This is a genomic window from Erythrobacter sp. LQ02-29, assembly GCF_022576075.2.
Classification (GTDB): Bacteria; Pseudomonadota; Alphaproteobacteria; order Sphingomonadales; family Sphingomonadaceae; genus Alteriqipengyuania.
This window is the reverse complement of sequence record NZ_JANCNT010000001.1, coordinates 1,865,517-1,885,139: the sequence shown is the minus strand read 5'-3', so window position 1 is coordinate 1,885,139 and position 19,623 is coordinate 1,865,517. Positions and strand designations below refer to the sequence as shown.

The following is a 19,623-nucleotide window of genomic DNA, read 5'->3' as shown; positions in this document are numbered from 1 at the left end:
GACACTAGCCGCACGGGCCAGCGATAGGGAAGTGCACATGAACCTCGGCGTCACGAACGTCCACAAGCCGGTGGCAGAGGGAGAGGATAACGGGCGACGCTACCGCGTGGAACGGTTCGGGCGCGAGGGCGAACCGGTTATCGTGATCGATGCTTTCAGCGGGCGGATCGCGGAGCTGGAAGCGGCGGCCCGGCGCGCGCGCTATTCGCCCGTGGTCGGTTACCCCGGCCTGCGCAGCCCGCTCGACCCCAACTATCTGCGGCTGGGTGGTCCTCTGCTTGCGCGTCTGTTTACCGAACATCTAGGGTTTAAAGGGAACTTCGGCGTGGAAGGCTGCGCCTTTTCCATCGTCGCCACGCAGCCCACAGACCTCACGCCGGTGCAGCGGCGGCCCCACTACGATGGCACGCGGCCCGACCTCGTCGCGACCGTCCACTACACCGGCGAGCGGGGTAGTGGCGGGACCGCGTTCTACCGCCACCGGCGAACCGGGTTCGAAACCGTGCAGCCAGGGCGGGCGGAGGAATACGAGGCCGCGGTCAAGGCCGACGAAGCCGAGTTCGGCCCTCTGCCGGCCGAATACTATTACGGCGACACCGACCGCTACGAGATGATCGGCGAGGTCGAGGCCGCGCCCGACAGGCTTGTCGCCTATCGCGGGTGGAACCTGCATTCGGGCGTCGTCCCCACGCCTCCCCCATCGGACCCCGATGGGTTGAGAAAAAGCGGTCGCCTGACCATCAACGCCTTTCTGATCGGACAGCGTTGATCGCGCCCGCATTGCGCGTGCCGTCGCCACGGCGTAGGCGCTCGCCATGACCGAGAATTCCCGACCCGAGGGCGAGCGCATCGCCAAACTGCTTGCCCGCGCAGGCGTCGCCAGCCGCCGCGAAGTGGAGCGCATGATCGGCGATGGCCGGGTCGCGATCGATGGCAAGGTGCTCGATACGCCGGCGACCATCATTCCCAGTTTGCGCGGGGTGACGGTCGACGGCAAGCCGATCGGCAAGGCGGAGCCGGCGCGCCTGTTCGCCTTCCACAAACCGCAGGGGCTGATCACCGCGGAGCGCGATCCGAAGGGGCGCGCGACGATCTACACTGCACTACGCAACGCCCTGCCCCAAGGCGCGCCGCGGGTGATGCCGATCGGACGGCTCGACCTCAATACCGAGGGGTTGTTGCTGCTGACCAACGATGGCGAGTTGAAACGCCAGATGGAGCTTCCGGCATCGGGCATCCCGCGCACCTATCGCGCCCGCGCCTTCGGCGAAGTGGCCGAAACCGCGCTGCACGATCTGATCGAAGGGGTCACCATCGAGGGCGTGCGCTACGGCCCGATCGATGCCGATATCGAACGTCGGACCGGGAGCAATCTGTGGATCGTGATGTCGATAACCGAGGGCAAGAATCGCGAGGTGCGCAAGGTGCTCGAATATCTCGGGCTGAGGGTGAACCGGCTGATCCGCACCGCTTACGGCCCCTTCGAACTGGGCGATCTCGCGCGCGGCCAGGTGCGAGAGATACGCAAGGAGGAACTCGGTCGGTTTCGCAGCACCCTCGGCAAGGGTCGCCGACGGTGAGGATCGTCGCCGGGGATTGGCGTGGGAGGAACCTGGTCGCGCCGAAAGGCGAGGCGACCCGACCCACGGCGGATCGGACGCGCGAGACGCTGTTCAGCATGCTCGCCAGCCGGCTCGGCGGGTTCGAAGGGCTCAGCGTCGTCGATCTTTTCGCTGGATCCGGCGCACTTGGTCTGGAGGCGCTGTCGCGAGGTGCCGCGTTCTGCCTCTTCGTGGAACATGACAAGGATGCGGTGAAAGCCATCCGCCACAACATCGCGGCGCTCGAGGCGCAAGATCGTAGCGCGGTGCAGGCGGGATCGGTTCTTTCGCTGGGACCGGCCAGGCAGGCGCACGAACTGATCCTGCTCGATCCGCCGTATCACACCGGCGCGGGGGCGGTCGCGCTCGACCGCCTGGCCCGTCTGGGATGGATAGCACCCGCAACCTGGGTCGCGCTGGAAACCGCGTCCGACGAGTCCCTCTCCGTGCGCGATTTCACGATTGCGGCAGAGCGCAAGGTGGGGCGAGCCAAGCTGTGGCTATTACGACGAACCGCATGAAAAAGGCCGCCCCCGGAAGGAGCGGCCTTTGACTGTTTTCTCGGTCGCGAACTTCGCGAGGGAAGTTCAGGCGATCAGAGAACCCCTGGCTCAGCGAGCGCCGGGATTGACGCAGTTGTCGGTCATGTTCTTCGTGCACACCGGATAGTCTCCACCGGCGGGCTTCTTCGAAGCGCCCATGTTCTGCACCATCTCGTTGCTCACATAGCGCGGCGTGCTCGCACTGGACGACATGTTGCCACTGTTCGAGGAAGACATTCCGCTGGAAGTGGTCGAACTGGTGGTGCTCGACGTCGCCGGCGTGCTTGCCAGCTGCGACTTGATCGAAGCCCAGGTCTGCGCCTGCTGCTCCGGAGTCATGCTGAGCACCTTGGCCTTCTGCGCGTCGGACAGGGCCCACCAGCCCTCCATCTCCATGGGGTCGAGCGTCCAGAAGTAGGTCTTGGTCTTGTCGTCCCAGGTGTCGTAGGCCGCCTGACGCGACTGGCGCCAGCCGTCATACGCGGCCTGCTGCTGGGCCGTCATCTGCATGCCGGTGGAATTCATCTCGCCCATGCTGTCGTTGTTCATCTGCGCAACGGCAGGGACTGCGGCGATCGCGAGTCCCATGGCGGCGGTTGCTGCTAGGATCGTTTTCATATGTTTGCTCCTTATTCCTGCCGTAAACCGGTTTCGCCGACATAACGGGCAAGCGCTATCAGGGTTCCGGACCGGTTCCGCCGATCCACCGCTTGCCCCCAAGCGCGTCGTTCCCTACCTGTTCGCGCGACACCCGACATGACGAACGAAAGCACCCTTCCCGCCGGCACTCCGGAATCCGCCGCTCCGCCCTATGCCGCGCGGCTCAATCCGCCGCAGCGCGAGGCCGTGCTGACGACCGAGGGGCCGGTATTGATGCTGGCCGGGGCGGGAACCGGCAAGACTGCGGCGCTAACCGCACGTTTGGCACATCTCGTCGCAACCCGGCGTGCATGGCCGAGCGAAATTCTGTGCGTCACCTTCACCAACAAGGCCGCGCGGGAGATGCGCGAGCGGGTCGGGCGGCATATCGGCGACGCGGTGGAGGGGATGCCGTGGCTCGGCACCTTCCATTCGATCTGCGCGAAGATGCTGCGCCGCCATGCCGAACTGGTCGGGCTGCAATCGAACTTCACCATCCTCGATACGGACGACCAGCTGCGGCTCCTCAAGCAATTGATCGCGCAGAACGACCTCGACGAGAAGCGCTGGCCGGCGCGGCAACTGGCCGGGCTGATCGACCGGTGGAAGAACCGGGGGCTCAATCCCGGCGATCTGGATGCGGTGGAGAACGAGGCCTACGCCAATGGTCGCGGCGCGCAGTTCTATGGCCTGTATCAGGACCGGCTGAAGGAACTGAACGCCTGCGATTTCGGCGACCTCCTGCTCCACATGCTCAACATCTTCCGCCGCGAGCGCGAGGTGCTGGAGCAGTATCAGCGCCGCTTCAAATATATCCTGGTGGACGAATATCAGGACACCAATGCGGTCCAGTATCTGTGGCTGCGGCTGCTGGCGCAGGAGCGCAAGAATATCTGCGTGGTTGGCGACGACGACCAGTCGATCTATTCCTGGCGCGGGGCGGAGGTCGCCAACATCCTGCGCTTCGAGAAGGATTTTCCCGGCGCCAAGGTGGTCAAGCTGGAGCAGAACTATCGCTCCACCCCGCATATCCTCGCCGCGGCCTCCGGCCTGATCCGCGCCAATAGCGAGCGTCTGGGCAAGACCTTGTGGACCGAGCTCGACGCGGGCGAGAAGGTGCGCATCATCGGCGTGTGGGACGGGCCGGAGGAGGCCCGCCGCGTCGGCGAGGAAATCGAGCGGATCGAGCGCGAGGGCGCTTCGCTGGACCAGGTCGCGATCCTCGTCCGCGCGCAATACCAGACCCGCGAGTTCGAGGACCGGTTCATCCAGATCGGCCTCAACTATCGTATCGTCGGCGGTTTCCGCTTCTACGAGCGTGCCGAGATTCGCGACGCGCTGGCCTATCTGCGCGTCATCGCCCAGCCTGCGGACGATCTGGCGTTCGAGCGTATCTATAACCAGCCCAAGCGCGGGCTCGGGGCCAAGACGCTGGAAAAGATGCATCAGCATGCGCGGCGGACCGGCCTGCCGCTCGCCGCCGCTTCCCTGCAACTCGCCGACAGCGACGAGCTGCCCGCCCGCGCCGCGAACACCATCGCGCGCCTGATGGTGCAGTTCCGCGACTGGCGCGAGCAGGCGGATAAGGTCACGCCCGCAGAGCTGATGCGCACGCTGCTGGAGGAAAGCGGCTATAACGAGATGCTCCAGAAAGAGCGGAGCGCCGAGGCGGCCGGGCGGCTGGAGAACCTGTCCGAGCTCGCCCGCGCGATGGAAGATTACGACGATCTCGGCGATTTCCTCGAACATGTCAGCCTGGTGATGGACAACGACGCGAACGAGGACGAGGAGAAGGTCACGATCATGACCATCCACGCCGCCAAGGGCCTCGAATTCGATCACCTGTTCCTGCCCGGCTGGGAGGAAGGCGTATTTCCCAGCCAGCGCTCACTCGACGAGGGCGGGCTTGCCAGCCTGGAGGAAGAGCGCCGGCTGGCCTATGTCGCGATCACCCGCGCCCGGCGGCGCTGCACCATCCTCCACGCCGCGAACCGTCGCATCTACGGCCAATGGACGAGCTCCATCCCCAGCCGGTTTATCGAAGAGCTGCCCCAGGAACACATCGATCAGGAAACGACGATGACCGGCGGCGCATCGCTCTGGCGCGCGAACTGGAGCGAACAGGAGGACCCCTTCGCCCACCTGTCCCAAAGCTCACCCGATCGCGCCAGCAAGCGCGGGCCCGGATGGCAGCGGGCGCTCTCTACCGGGTATGAAACCAAGCCGGCGCGCGTGCAGGAAAGCCGTCGCAGCGCCGCGAGCTTCGCGGCGCGGCCGCGAACCGATATCGCGATCGGGGCGCGGGTTTTTCACGAGAAGTTCGGATACGGAACGGTGACCGATCAGGAAGGCAACAAGCTGACCATCGAGTTCGAGCAGGCCGGCGAGAAGCGCGTGATCGACAGCTTTCTCAAGCTCGCCTGATCGTCGGTCCGGCGCGAAATACGTAATTTACGCTAAGCGGGTTACCTGGTCTTAACCAAGCTTGGGCACGGTCGGCGCATGGAGAGGCGCGATCTATCCCCGTACCAGCTCTGGCTGATCTGCATTGCCACCGGTGTGACCTATTTCGCCTGTGGCGTGTTCACCCTGGCATTGACGAAGGGCACGGGCGGAATCGCCTTCATCTGGCCTGCGAGCGGCGTAGCCGTGGCTGCGATGAGCCTGATCCGCAGGCCCTTCCGGTATCCTCTCGCCCTGTGCATCGGAATCGCCAGCTGCGCGGCGAACCTGATCGAGGGCACATCGCTGCTGGGCAGTGTCGGTTTTACCGTGGCCAATGTCGTCGAATGCCTGATCGCCTCGCATTACATTCTGCGCGGGACGGCCGGACTGCCCGCCTTCGACAGCCGGCTGGGCCTGATCGCTGTCGGCAAGGGAACGCTGATCGCCGGCTTGACCAGCGCGACGATCGCGACCTCGACCGTCGTCGGTTCGGCAGAGCTGGTGCCGTTCTTTGCGGCGTGGTTCTCCACCGTCGTACTGGGGATCCTGATCGTCACCCCGCTGCTGGTTGAACTGTTCGTGCCGTTCGTGTTCCCCGCAAAGCGTCGAACCGGATCACGATCGGTCGCCTATGCGGTCGTGATCGTCCTGGCCGCCATGGCAGGGTTCGCCGCCTTTGCGCAAACCGCGTTTCCGCTGCTGTTCCTGGCTCTCGCGACCGTCATCCTCGCTTCCTTCGCAGCGGGAGTCGGTGGCGCGGTGCGTGCCGTGTTCATCATCGCCATCATGGGGAGCGTGATGACGAGCCATCAGCTCGGCCCCATCAATTCGATCGGCGCCGACATCCAGGGGCGGGTGATCTATCTGCAATTCTTCCTGCTCACTCTGCTTGCCTGCGGCCTCCCGACCGCGGCGCTCCTGTCGGAATCACGCCGTAGCGCCGCCTTGCTCGCGGAACAGAACCGCTTGCTCGCCATGGCGGAAAGGACGGCGAAGGTCGGCCATTGGCAGCTGGAGATAGGTGCGGAAGAGGTGTTCTGGTCGCAAGAGGTCTTCCGTATCCACGGGCTGGAAGTGACGGACGCGATGGTCCCGCTGGAAAACGCGATCACGGCTTATCACGAGGACGACCGGCCGATAGTGGAGAAGGCGATCGAACAGTCCCTCGCGACCCGCGATCCCTATTTCTTCCATGCACGACTTGTCCTGCCCGACGGCACGATGCGTCGTGTCGAATGTCACGGAATCGTGGAGGTGCAGGACGACGAACCGGTGGCGATGTTCGGCACCATCGTGGACGTGACGGAAAAGGCGGAGGCGATAGACCAGCTCGAAGCCGCGCGGCGATCCGCGGAACGTCAGGCGGAACACGCGCTCAAGCTGGCCGAGACCGACCAGCTGACGGGTATCGCCAATCGTCGCAAGCTTATCGCGCGGCTGGACGAACAGGTGGGCGAAGCCCGGGCGATGAAGGCCCCGCTCTCTTTCGTCATGTTCGATGTCGACAATTTCAAGTCGATCAACGACACTTACGGCCATCCGGAAGGGGACGCCGTGCTGGTCCGCATCGCACAGATCGCCGCGTCGTGCCTGCGCAAGGGAGACCTGGTGGGGCGGCTTGGCGGGGAGGAATTCGGCGTGATCCTGCCCGGAACCGATCTCGAAATCGCCTCCAACGTCGCCGAGCGCATCCGGTCGCAGATCGCGGCCAAAGCCGGTCGGGGACGCCCCACCGGCCCGATATCGGTCAGTCTGGGCGTTGCCGAACTGAAGGAAGGCGGTACCGCCGAAACCCTGCTGGGAGCAGCCGATCTCGCTTTGTACGAGGCGAAGGCCAGCGGGAAGAACTGCTACCGGCTGGCGGCCTGACCGCCGGGACGGCGTTCAGCTCGCGCTGACGCTCAGAAAATCGGGCTTGGGCCCGTTCCATTCGCCCGCAGGCACGGAACCTTCATCGTCCCGGTCGTTCCTGCCGCCGCGGCTGGACCCGCGCCTGGTGTCATTGCCCCTGTCGGAGCGTCGCGGTTTCGCAGCTTCGTCGCGAGGACGGTCTTCCCTTTCGGGGCGCTCGCGCTTCTCGCTCGTGGCGCGACGCGGCTTCGCACCTTCGACCTCCGAAGCATCGCCCTGCCCCTTCAGCACGACGCGAACGTCGTCCTTGCCGAATACGGGGATCGCGTTGCCGGTGAGCTTCTCGACATTCTCGATCGCCTCGGCATCCTCGGGCGTGACGAACGTAAATGCCCGCCCCTTCGCCCCTGCGCGGCCCGTTCGACCGATCCGGTGAACGTAATCGTCGGGATGCCACGGTGTGTCGAAATTGAAGACGTGGCTAACGCCCTTCACGTCCAGGCCGCGGGCCGCGACGTCGCTGGCGACGAGGATATTGACTTCCCCCGCCTTGAACCGGTCGAGCTCACGGATGCGGCTGGTCTGGTCCATGTCGCCGTGGATTTCCCCGCTGGCGAAACCGTGCTGCTGCAGGCTCTTATTGAGCTCGCGCACCGTGGTCTTGCGGTTGGAGAACACGATCGCCGTGTCGACGTGGTCGTGGGCGAGCAGCCAGCGCAGCGTTTCGCGCTTCTGCCGCTGGCCGACCATGATCTTGAACGCGGTGATATCCTTGTTCGTGGTCGCCGCGCGGCTGACCTCGATGCGCTTCGGATCGTCGAGGAACTTCTTCGCCAGCTTCTCGATGGGCGGGGGCATGGTGGCGGAGAACAGCATGGTCTGCCGCGTTTCAGGCAGCTTCGAACAGATGAACTCGATATCGGGGATGAACCCCATGTCGAGCATCCGGTCCGCCTCGTCGATCACCAGCAGCTCGCACCCGTTGAGGAGGATCTTGCCCCGCTCGAACAGGTCCATCAGGCGGCCCGGGGTCGCGATCAGCACGTCGACACCCTCGTCCAGCGCCTTCACTTGGTCGCCCATCTGCACGCCGCCGATCAGCAGCGCGAGCGTGAGGTCGTGATTGACGCCGTATTTCTCGAAGTTTTCCGCGACCTGCGCCGCCAGTTCGCGCGTCGGCGCCAGGATCAGGCTGCGCGGCATGCGGGCGCGCCGCCGACCGTGATTGAGGATGTCGATCATCGGCAGCACAAAACTGGCGGTCTTGCCCGTCCCGGTCTGCGCGATACCGATGATGTCCTTCATCATCAGGACCGGCGGGATCGCCTGTTCCTGAATCGGCGTAGGCGTGTCGTATCCAGCGGCCTCGACCGCCTTCAGCAATTCATCAGAGAGGCCGAGATCGGCAAACTTCATCCAAATGTCCGGAAAAATGCGGAACCGAACCCGGTTCCTCTTTCATATCCCGCGCCCATCGCCGCAAAGCCGCGAGTTGTCAAGGGAAGCGGTGCCCGCTCCCGGTCGATCGGACCCGGTCAATCGGAGACGGGGACCAGTCGCCCGAGATGCGCTATCTGGCAGCTCGCCCCGTTGCGGGATTGAAGCCGGTCGCGCCGGATGCACAGCTTGCCGTCCTTGTTCGGTTCCACATAGAAGCCGGAATAGAAGTCGCGCGCGCTGCAAGACCCCTCCAGCCGGGCGGTGAACATCGACCGGTCCCGGGTGTAGAGCAACAGCTGGTCCGCCCCGTTCACGCGCACACCGACCAGCGAAGCCATCGGAATGCAGCCGCTCGTCTTGCGCTCTTCCCATCGCGTGTTGCGCTGTCGCCGCTGAATTTCCGCGACGGCGCTTTGCATTTCCGGTGTTCGCGGAGAGATCCGGATGGTGATCCTCTGTTCGATACGGACCTGGTGAGCGTCCGGGCGAAGGACAGCGGATAGAGGAAACCGATCGGCGGGCGGTGGCGGCTCGTCCGCACGCGCTTCCGGCGATTTCGCAAATCCCGGGGCATTGGCTTCGTCCGTCTCCGCATGGCCGGAAAACGGCGCGGCGGGCAGGAGGAACACGAGGGGAGCGAGAAATGCGGCGAAAGTCGTCATTCTAACCCGGTCCGTCCGTCTTGCTCGAAAGGTCTGTGCGCGGATAGTGCGTTGCCGATACCCCCACGGACCGGAACGACGCCATGATAGCGCCCGGATTTGAATGGCGGCTTAATTGGCGCAAAGCGCTGGCGAAGGCAGGGCAGCTTGTGGCATGGGAGCGGATATGAGCGAAATCGAACAGTTTCTGCAACAGGCGTCCGACCTGCTCGGGGCCAAGGGCTTCACCCGCGATGCGCAGGATATGGCACCGTGGCTCACCGATTGGCGGGGCAGGTTCAGCGGTAGCGCGCTCGCCCTCGCCTCCCCTGCCGACACGGCAGAGGTTGCCGAACTGGTGAAGCTGTGCGCGCGCCACGGCGTGCCCATCGTACCCCAGGGCGGCAATAGCGGCATGTGCGGCGGCGCCACCCCCGACGATACCGGCCACGCGATCGTGCTATCCCTGCGACGCATGAACGCGATCCGAGATCTCGATACCGAGGCCGGGCAGGTGGTCTGCGAAGCGGGCGTCATCCTGCAAACCCTGCACGAGCGGGTGGAGGCGGAGGGGCTGCGCTTCCCCCTCACTCTCGGCGGGAAAGGCTCTGCCACGGTGGGCGGCCTCATTTCCACCAATGCCGGTGGCACGCAGGTTCTGCGCCACGGTTCGATGCGCGCGCAGGTGCTGGGAATAGAGGCGGTGATGCCCGATGGTCAGGTGTTCTCCGCCCTCACGCCGCTCAAGAAGGACAATCGCGGCTTCGATCTGAAGCAGATGCTGATCGGGTCGGAAGGGACGCTGGGGATTGTCACGGCCGCCACGCTGGCCCTGCAACCCGCGATCGCGGAGCGGCGGGTCATCTGGGCGGGCGTGTCGTCGCTGGAGGCGGCTCGCGCCTTGCTCGTGCATTGCCAGCGCGCGTGCGGAGACGCGCTGGAGGGGTTCGAAGTCGTGTTGCAGGAAACGCTCGACGATGTCGTCGCGCACCTGCCGGATGCGCGCCCGCCATTGGAGCACCGCCATGCATGGCATGCGCTGATTGAACTGGTCGCGACAGGCGCCGACGCGGATCGCCTCGGCGAACTGGCGGAAACCGTGCTGATGGATGCGCTGGAACGCGACCTGCTGGAAGACGCGGTGATCGCGGCCAACGAAAGCCAGGCCGAGTATTTCTGGCTGCTGCGCGATTCGATCGCCCCGGCCGAGCGGGAGAAGGGGCCGGCGGTCCAGCACGATATCTCGGTGCCGGTGGACCGCATGCCCGCCTTCGTTACCGAAGCGGTCGCCAAGATCGAAGCCGCCTGGCCGGGAACGCAGGCCATCGCTTTCGGCCATCTGGGCGACGGCAACGTACACTTCCACGTCATCGCCCCACCCGGCGTGGAGCCGATGGAATGGATGACCGGCGACGGGAAGGAAATCAGTTCTCAGGTGTACGAACTGGTGACGCAATGGAGCGGGTCGCTCAGCGCCGAACACGGCATCGGCCAGCTCAAGCGGGAAGATTTCGCCCGGCTCGGCGACCCCGTCGCCCTGTCGATGCTGCGGCAGGTCAAGCAGGCGCTCGATCCGGCGGGCCTGATGAATCCGGGCAAACTGGTGCCGCTTGCACCGGCGCAAGCGAACTCCTAAAGCCCTCCCGCCCTTCGACCGCGCCCCTCGGGGTTTTCGCGATCGATCCCGCTTCAGCTTTTTCGGAGATGACCGATGGCCAGTGCGCCGCAGCCCAATCTGCCCCTGTTCTACAAAGATCTGATGCCGCTCAATTCGCGCGATCACGCGCAATACAAGACGCGGCAGACCGAGACCGCCTCGTGGCTGGTCGGGCAGCATGCTATTCCGCTGACCTCCGACGAGTTCGTGCCGGCCAGCCGCCATTTCCCGATCATCTTCTCCTCGGGCGATGCGCCTCTCCCGCTCGCTCTGATGGGCCTGAACGAAGGCGTGAACACCTTCGTCGACGACAGCGGAAAGGTGACCGAGCCGGTTTACATTCCGGCGTATATCCGCCGCTATCCCTTCATGCTCGCCCGGCTCCAGCCGGATAGCGAGGATCTGTCGCTGTGCTTCGACCCGACCTCCGACCTCGTCGGAGAGGATGCCGGCGGCGAAGCGGTATTCGATGGCGAAGGCAAGCCGACCGAGGCGACCCAGGGCATTCTGGAATTCTGCCAGCAGTTCGAAGAGGCGGGGATGCGCACGCAGAACTTCATCGCCGCGCTCAAGGAAAACGACCTGCTGACCGATGGCGAGATCGGCATCGAGGAAGCGAGCAATCCCGGCAAGCCGTTCGTCTATCGCGGTTTCCAAGTGGTCGATCAGAACAAGCTGCGCGAACTCGCGCCCGACCGGCTGAAGGAATGGAACGAGAACGGCATTCTGCAGCTGATCTACGCCCATCTCTTCTCGATCGACCTGATGCGCGTGATCTTCGCGCGGCAGGCGCAGCAGGGCAAGAAACCCGTCATGCCCGACGCGGCGACCGCCGAATTGCAGAATTGACGCGATAAACCGAAGCCAATTTGCGGTCGATGGAGACTTGATCCCAGGCGCGCAATTCCCCACATATGGAGCAGCCCGGCAGCGCTCCCCTCATGGCTTGTCCGGGCCGGGTGCATTCGATGCACCCCCTCCCTGAACCTTGGCCACCCCGTGCATCGCACGGGGTGGTTTTTTATGTGCCATCTGAACGAGTGCATCGCACGGCAGCAGTCTTCTATGGGTTATTCTGCCGCCTCGGCACTGCGACCGCCGCTCTGCTGGCGATTGAGCTCGTCCGCCAGGGCGCGCACCATTCCGGCCAGCAGCCGCGCGGTCATGGGCATGCGGGCGCTCAATCCTTCCCCCCGCCGGTCGAGATAGAGGGTACGGCACACCTCCACTTGCAGCGCGTGGATGTCGAGCGAAGGTCGCCCGTGCCGATCGAGGACGTACCCCCCCGCATAGGGGCGATTATGCGCGACGGGTCGATCCTTCCCGGAGAGATATCCGATCGCAGTGGCGCTGATCATCGGATCGCAGGATGCACCGAATCGATCACCGAGCACGAACTCGGCCGTCACGTCCGACGGATGGCGGCGGCGCAGCGGCGGCATCGAATGCAGATCGACCAGCAGCGCCGCCCCCCACCGTGTCCGGATGTCGCGCAGTATCGTGGCCACCGCCGCGTGATAGGGCGTGTGAATGGCCGCGATACGGTCGTCCAGCTCCGCGCTGCTCAGCCGGTCCCGCCAGATCTCCCCGATGCCGGAAATGCGCCGGGGCACGAGCCCCAGCCCGGTGCGCGCGCGGCGGTTGGCGAGCGAATGCTGCTTGCCCGCGGGCTTCTCCCCGCTCACCATCGTCCAGTCCATGTCGTCCGGCGCGCGGTTGAGATCCAGCATCGCGCGCGGCGCGTTCGCCGCGATCAGCACCGCCCCCGTCTCGCCTGCAACCTCCTCGGCCAGCCGATCGACATAGCGATCCTCCAGCCGCAGCTTCGTCGTATCGGGCACCCGCATGCGCCCGCTCAACGCCCCGGGATAGGCGCGCCCGCCATGGGGCGCGGCGATCAGGACCGGCAGCGCGGGGCGATCGGGCGACACCACGCGGAAAGCGGGCGTATCGAGGCCCGGAACCCTTCCGGTCTCGATCACGAATGCGATCGCCCGGTCCGCCGGAAAAGGATTGAGGTGCCGTCCATCCGTAGCAGGCTGTACCGCCGCGGGCCGGATGTCAAAACAGGTTTTCGCGCGCCCCGGGACAGGATTTTTTAAGGGAGCGGTGCTATCGGCATCAGCCATGAATGCTCTCCCCCTTCCCCGCCGAATCCTCCTCGCCGAAGATGACGAGGCCATGCGTACCTACCTGTCCCGCGCCCTGATCAAGGCCGGATACGAAGTCGAAAGCGTTGATCGCGGAACCGCCGCGATCCCGCTTCTGGAAGAGGGCGAGTTCGACCTGCTTTTGTCCGACATCGTGATGCCGGAAATGGACGGGATCGAACTGGCGCAGCGCTGCAACGAGGTCAGCCCCGGCACGAAGGTGATGTTCATCACCGGCTTCGCCGCCGTGACGCTGAAGGCGCAGGCCGACCAGCCGCGCGCCAAGATCCTGTCCAAGCCGTTTCACCTGCGCGATCTGGTGCTCGAGGTGGATCGCGTGTTCGAGACCGAGCGACAGGCCTCGCTTTAAGGGTTGCGCGCCCATTCGGGCGTCGCTAAACGCCGCCTCCTTCGCGGGGCTGACCCGCGCAGGGCCGACGGTTCGGGCGTATAGCTCAGTGGTAGAGCACTGTGTTGACATCGCAGGGGTCGGAAGTTCAACTCTTCCTACGCCCACCATCGGCAAGCAAGACCCCGCCGGGCCCCGCGCCCCGCGGGGTTTTTCTTTGCTTTCGTGCTGCGTGCCCCCTCGCCTTGCCCTCGCGCGCCGCTCTGCTAAAGCCCGCGCGCAAGAGACAACTTCAGACAAGCGGACAGGCGAAACATGGCAAAAATTCAGGTCAAGAACCCTATCGTCGAACTCGACGGCGACGAAATGACGCGGATCATCTGGGAATGGATTCGCGAGCGGCTGATCCTGCCCTATCTCGACGTCGACCTGAAATATTACGACCTGTCGATCCAGAAGCGCGACGAGACCGAGGACCAGATCACGGTCGATGCGGCGAACGCGATCAAGGAACACGGCGTCGGCGTCAAATGCGCCACGATCACCCCCGACGAGGCGCGGGTCGAAGAATTCAGCCTGAAGAAGATGTGGGTCAGCCCCAACGGCACGATCCGCAACATCCTGGGCGGCGTGGTCTTCCGCGAGCCGATCGTGATCGACAACGTGCCGCGGCTCGTGCCCGGCTGGACCGATCCCATCGTGGTCGGCCGCCACGCCTTTGGCGACCAGTACCGGGCGAAGGACACGCTGATCCCCGGCAAGGGCAAGCTGCGCCTGGTCTTCGAAGGGGAAAACGGCGAGAACATCGATATCGACGTGTTCGAATTCCCGAGCTCGGGCGTCGCCATGGCGATGTACAACCTCGACGATTCGATCCGCGACTTCGCCCGCGCCAGCATGAACTACGGGCTCGACCGCGGCTGGCCGGTCTACCTGTCGACCAAGAACACCATCCTCAAGAAGTACGACGGTCGCTTCAAGGACCTGTTCCAGGAGGTGTTCGACAATGAATTCAAGGACAAGTTCGACAAGGCTGGCATCACCTACGAACACCGCCTGATCGACGACATGGTCGCCTCCGCGCTCAAGTGGAACGGCAAGTTCGTCTGGGCCTGCAAGAACTACGACGGCGACGTGCAGTCCGACACCGTGGCGCAGGGGTTCGGCTCGCTTGGTCTAATGACCTCCGTTCTGATGACGCCCGACGGCAAGACGGTCGAGGCCGAGGCGGCGCACGGCACCGTCACCCGCCACTATCGCCAGCACGAGCAGGGCAAGGCGACCAGCACCAACCCGATCGCCAGCATATTCGCCTGGACCCGCGGCCTCATGTATCGCGGCAAGTTCGACGACACCCCCGAAGTGGTGAAGTTCGCCGAAACGCTGGAGCGCGTCTGTGTTCAGACGGTGGAGAACGGCCAGATGACGAAGGATCTGGCGCTGCTCATCGGCCCCAACCAGGCTTGGCTGACCACCGAGCAGTTCTTCGAGGCGATCGTGACCGGCCTCGAGAAGGAAATGGCCAACTGGAGCTGAGCCCGCCGCCATTTCGAGCAATTGCGAAGGCCGCCATTCCGAAAGGGACGGCGGCCTTCGTCTTGTCTGACGCTTAGTCGCGTGGGCGTTCGCGCGCGATGAACTCGAGTTCGTGCTGCGCCACGGCGTTGTCAGGGTCGTGATCAAGGCTCTTGCGATAGGCCGCCTCCGCCTCGTCCCAGCGCTTGAGATCGATTAGCGCATACCCGATTCCGCGCTGCGCGACAGCGCTCCAATGCTGCTTATCGATGTCGTCGGACTGCAGCTCCAGCGCATCGATAGCCTGTCGATACTGCGCGAGAGCCTCCTCAGGCCGACCCGACTGTGCTAGCAGGTATCCGTATTCAATGTGGTACTGAGGCCGGAACGGCGCATACCTCGTAAGGCTAGCCATCAACTCCATCGCTTGCGCGCGGCGGCCCAATTCCTCCAACGCATAGGCACGATAGAAGAGGAGGTTGCATGGTGCCGCATTTCGCACAATCGTGCCCTGCCCATCCGGATCGGGCAGGGCAGTATACAGTACTGCCTCGACCTCCGAATGCGCGCACAGGACCCGGCGGCCCTCGCTGTCTTCCAGCGGAGGGCTATGGGCGATAGCCTCGTCCGCCAAGCGTAGCAGGTCGGCGAACCGCCGCTCACTTAGAGCGCCGCTCATCGCGTCCCAATCAGGCGAAAAAGTCTCGTCCTGCGCTGCTGCAGCCGCAGGTATGACAGCCGTCGCGATCAGTAAAGCCGGAGCAAGCGCCCTCGATATGATACCCATTTCAAAAGCCCCCTAAGACCCGCGTCGGAGCCTATCCAGCGCATCGGACTGGTGCAATTCCCTACGCGGCCCCGCGTGACTCGCCGGCCCCGCAGGGCTAGGGAGCGCCGAAAGCCAAACATCCACCGGAATTACCACATATGACCGAAACGCGCCGCAAGGCCCGCCTCGAAGTTCGCCAGGCCCAGATGAAGGACGTTCGCGGGATCGCGGACCTGATCCGCCGGTCCTATTCCGAATTGCCGCCCTATACCCACGGGGAAATTCGCGGGCAGCTGAACAATTACCGTGAGGGATGCTTCGTCGCGAAGCTCGACGGCAAGCTGGTCGGCTACTGCGCCTCCATGCGCCTGTCCGAACGGCTCGCCTTCTCGGACGCCACTTGGGACGAGATTACCGGCAACGGCTTCGGCAGCCGCCACAACGCGAAGGGCGAGTGGCTCTACGGTTACGAGATGTGTGTCGATCCCAAGGTGCGCGGCACCCGCATCGGGCGGCGGCTGTACGAGGAACGGCGCGCGCTGGCCGAGCGGCTCGACCTGTCGGGCATCGTCTTCGGCGGGCGGATGCCCGGCCTCGCCCGCGCAATGCGGCGCAAGACCAACAATGCCACGGGGCCGGAGGATTACCTGGCCAAGGTCGTAGATTCGAAAATCCACGACCCCGTGCTGCGTTTCCAGCTCGCCAACGGGTTCGAGGCGAAGGGCATCATCTCGGGCTACCTGCCGGAGGACAAGCCGTCCAAAGCGAATGCGGTGCGCATGGTGTGGCGCAATCCCTATGTCGACAGCGACGCTCCGCCAAAGCACCGCGTCCCGCGCGACGTCGAAAGCGTCCGGATCGCGACCTGCCAGCTGCAGGCGCGCGCGGTCACCGGCTTCGACGAGTTCATGCGCCACGTCGAATATTTCGTCGACGTTGCATCGGACTACGAATCGGATTTCATCGTCTTTCCCGAACTCTTCACGCTGATGCTGCTGTCGGCGGAAGAGAAGGAACTGAGCCCGCTGGAGGCGATCGAGGCGCTCAGCCGCTACACGCCGAAGATCCGCACCCGGCTTTCGGAAATGGCGCTGAACTACAATATCAACATCATCGGCGGCAGCCACCCGACCCGGATGGACGATGGCGACATCCACAACGTCGCCTATGTCTGCCTGCGCGACGGTTCGATACATTCGCAGGAGAAGATCCACCCGACGCCGAACGAGGCCTATTGGTGGAACATCAAGGGCGGCGACAGCATCGATGCGATCCCGACCGACTGCGGCCCCATCGGCGTGCTGATCTGTTACGACAGCGAATTTCCCGAGCTGGCCCGCCGGCTGGTGGACGAAGGTGCGCGGATCATCTTCATCCCGTTCTGCACCGACAGCCGCCAAGGCTACATGCGCGTGCGCTATTGCGCGCAGGCCCGCGCGATCGAGAACCAGTGCTTTACCGTCCTTTCGGGCAATGTCGGCAATCTGCCCAATGTCGGGAACATGGATATCCAGTACGCGCAAAGCTGCATCCTGACGCCCTGCGACTTCCCCTTCGCGCGCGACGGCATCGCGGCCGAGGCGAGCGAGAATGTGGAGACCCTGACGATCAGCGACGTGAACCTCGCCGATCTGAGCTGGGCGCGCGCCGAGGGCACGGTGCAGAACCTCGCCGACCGGCGCTTCGACCTCTACCGCATCGAATGGGACAAGCGTGTCGGACAGGTCAGCGAGCGGATCGGCGAAGCCGCGGCGGAAAGCGCGGCGGCGGATTCCAAACCGCACGGTCCGCGCTCACCGGGTGGGGGTTAGCGGAAAGTCGCGAGCGGCTTTCGCATTCGGCGGGCGGGGGGGGCGCGGTGGAACGCGCGATGCCAGCTTTCCTACCGGGGCGACGGTGTGGCATTCCATGCACATGTCAGCCGCCAGTCCGAACCGTGCCGATAACCGCTACCCACGCTCGGTGTATGGCGATCGCGGCGGCGATCAAGCACCCTCGGCGGAAGGTCACGCCCGGCTGCGCCCACCTATCCGTAATGCACTGACGCCGCTGCGCTTTTATCTAAAGTCACACTTTTCAAACGGCGATTGCGCGTTCCATCGTCCTGTGGCCCATTCGGTTGGCGGTATCCGCCGCACGACGCGACGAGGCCATAGCGCGGATGCGCCTCCCGTTGGGCCGGGACGCCGGGGCCGCCGCGTGACATCCGCGTCGCGCGGCGATAGGCGGTAACGATGGCCGGAGATCTCGCCCCCTCACCCGAACTCGCCGATGCGCTCGTGATCCTCGGCGCGGCGGGAATCGTGATCCCGGTCTTCGCCCGGTTCCGCATCACCCCCGTGATCGGCTTCATCCTGGTCGGTATCCTCGTCGGACCGTACGGGCTGGGCCAGTTCGCGTTCGAGAACCGATGGCTCGGCTACATAACCATCGACAATCCGGAGAATCTGGAGCCCTTCGCAGAGTTCGGCATCATCCTGCTGCTGTTCACAATCGGGCTGGAGCTTTCCTTCGACCGATTATGGAAGATGCGCCGCCTCGTCTTCGGGCTTGGGGCGATGGAGTTGATCATCATCGGCAGCGTCATTGCGATCGTGCTGGCGATGATGGGACAATACTGGACCGGTGCGTTGGGGCTGGGGCTGGCGCTGGCGCTGTCCTCCACCGCCATCGTGCTGCCGATTTCGGGCACCTCCTCCTCGGTCGGGAAGGCAGCGCTTTCCATGCTGCTGTTCGAGGATATCGCGATCGTCCCGATCATCTTCCTGCTCGGCGCGCTTGCCCCCTATGCGCAGGCGGATGGGCTGTCGGGCATCTGGGATACGCTATGGCAAGGCGCGGCAGTGATCGCGGCCCTGCTGATTTTGGGCCGTTTCGGCCTCCCCCGCCTGTTCGCGCAGGCGGCCCGCACCAAGAGCCCCGAACTGTTCCTTGCCGCCAGCCTGCTGGTCGTGATCGGCGCGAGCCTCGCCACTGCCGCCACCGGCCTGTCGCCGATCGTGGGCGCGCTGATCGCCGGATTGCTGATCGCCGAAACCGAGTTCCACGGCGAGGTCGAGACGATCATGGAGCCGTTCAAGGGCCTCGCGCTTGGCGTATTCCTGCTCACCGTGGGCATGAGCATCGACCTGGTCAGCATCTGGGAGAACTTCGGCCCGATCATGCTGGCCGTGGTCCTCGTCCTTTCGTTCAAGGCACTCGTCACTGGCGTGTTGCTGCGCCTGATGGGGGCGCGCCGCAGCACTGCGACGGAGACGGGGATCCTGATGGCGAGCCCGTCGGAAACCACGCTGATCGTGCTCAGCGCTGCGGGCTCGGCCATGCTGATCCAGCCCGGCACCGCCGCGTTCTGGCAGATCGTGACCGCCATCGGGCTCACCATCACGCCCGTTCTGGCGATGATCGGACGCCTGGTGGGCCGGCATGTCGATCCTTCGCCCGTGGTGGAAGATGCGCTGGAGGACGATGCGCCGCGCGTGTTCATCATCGGGGCGGGCCGCGTCGGGCGCCTGGTCGCTGACATGCTGGTCGCGCACGGCAAGCCCTATCTGGCGATCGATTCGGACGCCGACCTGATCGAGCGCGCGCGCCGGGACGGCTATCGCGCCCTGTTCGGCAATGCGGCCCGCACGCGGACGCTGGAGGCGATGGATCTGGGCTCCGCCGCCGCGGTCGTCCTCACCATGGATCAGCCTGTGCTCGCGCAGCGCATCACCACCAAGCTGCGTCAGACCTTCCCTGACCTGCTGATCGTCGCCCGCGCGCGGGACAGCGAACACGCCGGCGCGCTGTACCGTGCAGGGGCGAGCCATGCGGTGCCCGAGACGCTGGAAAGCTCGCTCCAGCTGTCCGAAGCGGTGCTGACCGATATCGGCGTCGCCATGGGACCGGTGATCGCCAGCATTCACGAGAAACGCGACGAATTCCGGGCCAAGATTCAGCACGAGGGCGCGCTCGATCACACGCCCAAATTGCGGACCTCATCCGCGAACGGCTGATTTTTCGAGAACTTTCGCCCGCCCCA

Annotated in this window: 16 protein-coding genes and 1 tRNA gene; 12 read left to right on the top strand and 5 right to left on the bottom strand. The window is 64.8% G+C overall.

What is annotated here, in order from left to right:
• Nucleotides 1–37: 37 nt before the first annotated feature.
• From MKP08_RS09350 to rsmD, 3 genes are read left to right on the top strand one after another with little or no spacing between them, the layout of a single operon-like run.
• A complete protein-coding gene (locus MKP08_RS09350) occupies nucleotides 38–769 on the top strand; it encodes a DUF6445 family protein (RefSeq protein WP_241553590.1) in 732 nt (243 codons plus the stop codon).
• 46 nt (nucleotides 770–815) lie between these two features.
• Nucleotides 816–1,580: a pseudouridine synthase gene (locus MKP08_RS09345; RefSeq protein WP_241553589.1), complete on the top strand. Its 765-nt coding sequence runs from the start codon at nucleotides 816–818 to the stop codon at nucleotides 1,578–1,580.
• Nucleotides 1,577–2,122: a 16S rRNA (guanine(966)-N(2))-methyltransferase RsmD gene (gene rsmD, locus MKP08_RS09340; protein WP_241553588.1), complete on the top strand. Its 546-nt coding sequence runs from the start codon at nucleotides 1,577–1,579 to the stop codon at nucleotides 2,120–2,122. Before MKP08_RS09345 ends, rsmD begins: the two co-directional genes overlap by 4 nt.
• A 90-nt stretch (nucleotides 2,123–2,212) precedes the next feature.
• On the opposite strand, the gene MKP08_RS09335 is transcribed toward rsmD, so the two are convergent.
• A complete protein-coding gene (locus MKP08_RS09335; RefSeq protein WP_241553587.1) occupies nucleotides 2,213–2,761 on the bottom strand; it encodes a hypothetical protein in 549 nt (182 codons plus the stop codon).
• 138 nt (nucleotides 2,762–2,899) lie between these two features.
• Here MKP08_RS09335 and MKP08_RS09330 point away from each other — a divergent pair, with 138 nt between their 5' ends.
• Together MKP08_RS09330 and MKP08_RS09325 are read left to right on the top strand one after the other, a co-directional pair.
• Nucleotides 2,900–5,206, top strand: a complete 2,307-nt coding sequence (locus MKP08_RS09330) for an ATP-dependent helicase (protein ID WP_241553586.1) — start codon at nucleotides 2,900–2,902, stop codon at nucleotides 5,204–5,206.
• Nucleotides 5,207–5,284: 78 nt separating this feature from the next.
• A complete protein-coding gene (locus tag MKP08_RS09325) occupies nucleotides 5,285–7,096 on the top strand; it encodes a sensor domain-containing diguanylate cyclase (protein ID WP_241553585.1) in 1,812 nt (603 codons plus the stop codon).
• Between the two features lie 15 nt (nucleotides 7,097–7,111).
• Here MKP08_RS09325 and MKP08_RS09320 read toward each other — a convergent pair whose 3' ends face one another.
• Nucleotides 7,112–8,494: a DEAD/DEAH box helicase gene (locus MKP08_RS09320; RefSeq protein WP_241553584.1), complete on the bottom strand. Its 1,383-nt coding sequence runs from the start codon at nucleotides 8,492–8,494 to the stop codon at nucleotides 7,112–7,114.
• Nucleotides 8,495–8,613: 119 nt separating this feature from the next.
• Complete coding sequence (locus MKP08_RS09315; protein ID WP_241553583.1) at nucleotides 8,614–9,180, bottom strand: hypothetical protein; 567 nt, start codon at nucleotides 9,178–9,180, stop codon at nucleotides 8,614–8,616.
• Between the two features lie 166 nt (nucleotides 9,181–9,346).
• On the opposite strand from MKP08_RS09315, the gene MKP08_RS09310 reads away from it, so the two are divergent.
• Entirely contained in the window at nucleotides 9,347–10,795 is a 1,449-nt protein-coding gene (locus MKP08_RS09310) for an FAD-binding oxidoreductase (protein ID WP_241553582.1), read from the top strand.
• Nucleotides 10,796–10,870: 75 nt separating this feature from the next.
• Entirely contained in the window at nucleotides 10,871–11,665 is a 795-nt protein-coding gene (locus MKP08_RS09305) for a SapC family protein (protein ID WP_241553581.1), read from the top strand.
• Between the two features lie 221 nt (nucleotides 11,666–11,886).
• On the opposite strand, the gene MKP08_RS09300 is transcribed toward MKP08_RS09305, so the two are convergent.
• Nucleotides 11,887–12,798: an N-formylglutamate amidohydrolase gene (locus MKP08_RS09300; RefSeq protein WP_241553580.1), complete on the bottom strand. Its 912-nt coding sequence runs from the start codon at nucleotides 12,796–12,798 to the stop codon at nucleotides 11,887–11,889.
• A 145-nt stretch (nucleotides 12,799–12,943) separates the two neighbouring features.
• On the opposite strand from MKP08_RS09300, the gene cpdR reads away from it, so the two are divergent.
• The 3 genes from cpdR (at nucleotide 12,944) to MKP08_RS09285 (ending at nucleotide 14,851) form a co-directional block, all read left to right on the top strand.
• Nucleotides 12,944–13,336 (top strand): cell cycle two-component system response regulator CpdR, encoded by a 393-nt coding sequence (gene cpdR, locus MKP08_RS09295; RefSeq protein WP_241553579.1) that lies wholly within the window; start codon nucleotides 12,944–12,946, stop codon nucleotides 13,334–13,336.
• Nucleotides 13,337–13,410: 74 nt separating this feature from the next.
• A tRNA-Val gene (locus MKP08_RS09290) sits at nucleotides 13,411–13,485 on the top strand.
• Between the two features lie 145 nt (nucleotides 13,486–13,630).
• Nucleotides 13,631–14,851 (top strand): NADP-dependent isocitrate dehydrogenase, encoded by a 1,221-nt coding sequence (locus tag MKP08_RS09285; protein WP_215228447.1) that lies wholly within the window; start codon nucleotides 13,631–13,633, stop codon nucleotides 14,849–14,851.
• 73 nt (nucleotides 14,852–14,924) lie between these two features.
• Here MKP08_RS09285 and MKP08_RS09280 read toward each other — a convergent pair whose 3' ends face one another.
• The gene (locus tag MKP08_RS09280) at nucleotides 14,925–15,617 is read right to left on the bottom strand and encodes a tetratricopeptide repeat protein (RefSeq protein ID WP_241553578.1); all 693 of its coding nucleotides are present in this window, start codon (nucleotides 15,615–15,617) and stop codon (nucleotides 14,925–14,927) included.
• Between the two features lie 140 nt (nucleotides 15,618–15,757).
• On the opposite strand from MKP08_RS09280, the gene MKP08_RS09275 reads away from it, so the two are divergent.
• Entirely contained in the window at nucleotides 15,758–17,410 is a 1,653-nt protein-coding gene (locus tag MKP08_RS09275; RefSeq protein ID WP_241553577.1) for a carbon-nitrogen hydrolase family protein, read from the top strand.
• Nucleotides 17,411–17,833: 423 nt separating this feature from the next.
• The gene (locus MKP08_RS09270; RefSeq protein WP_215228449.1) at nucleotides 17,834–19,597 is read left to right on the top strand and encodes a cation:proton antiporter; all 1,764 of its coding nucleotides are present in this window, start codon (nucleotides 17,834–17,836) and stop codon (nucleotides 19,595–19,597) included.
• Nucleotides 19,598–19,623 lie beyond the last annotated feature (26 nt).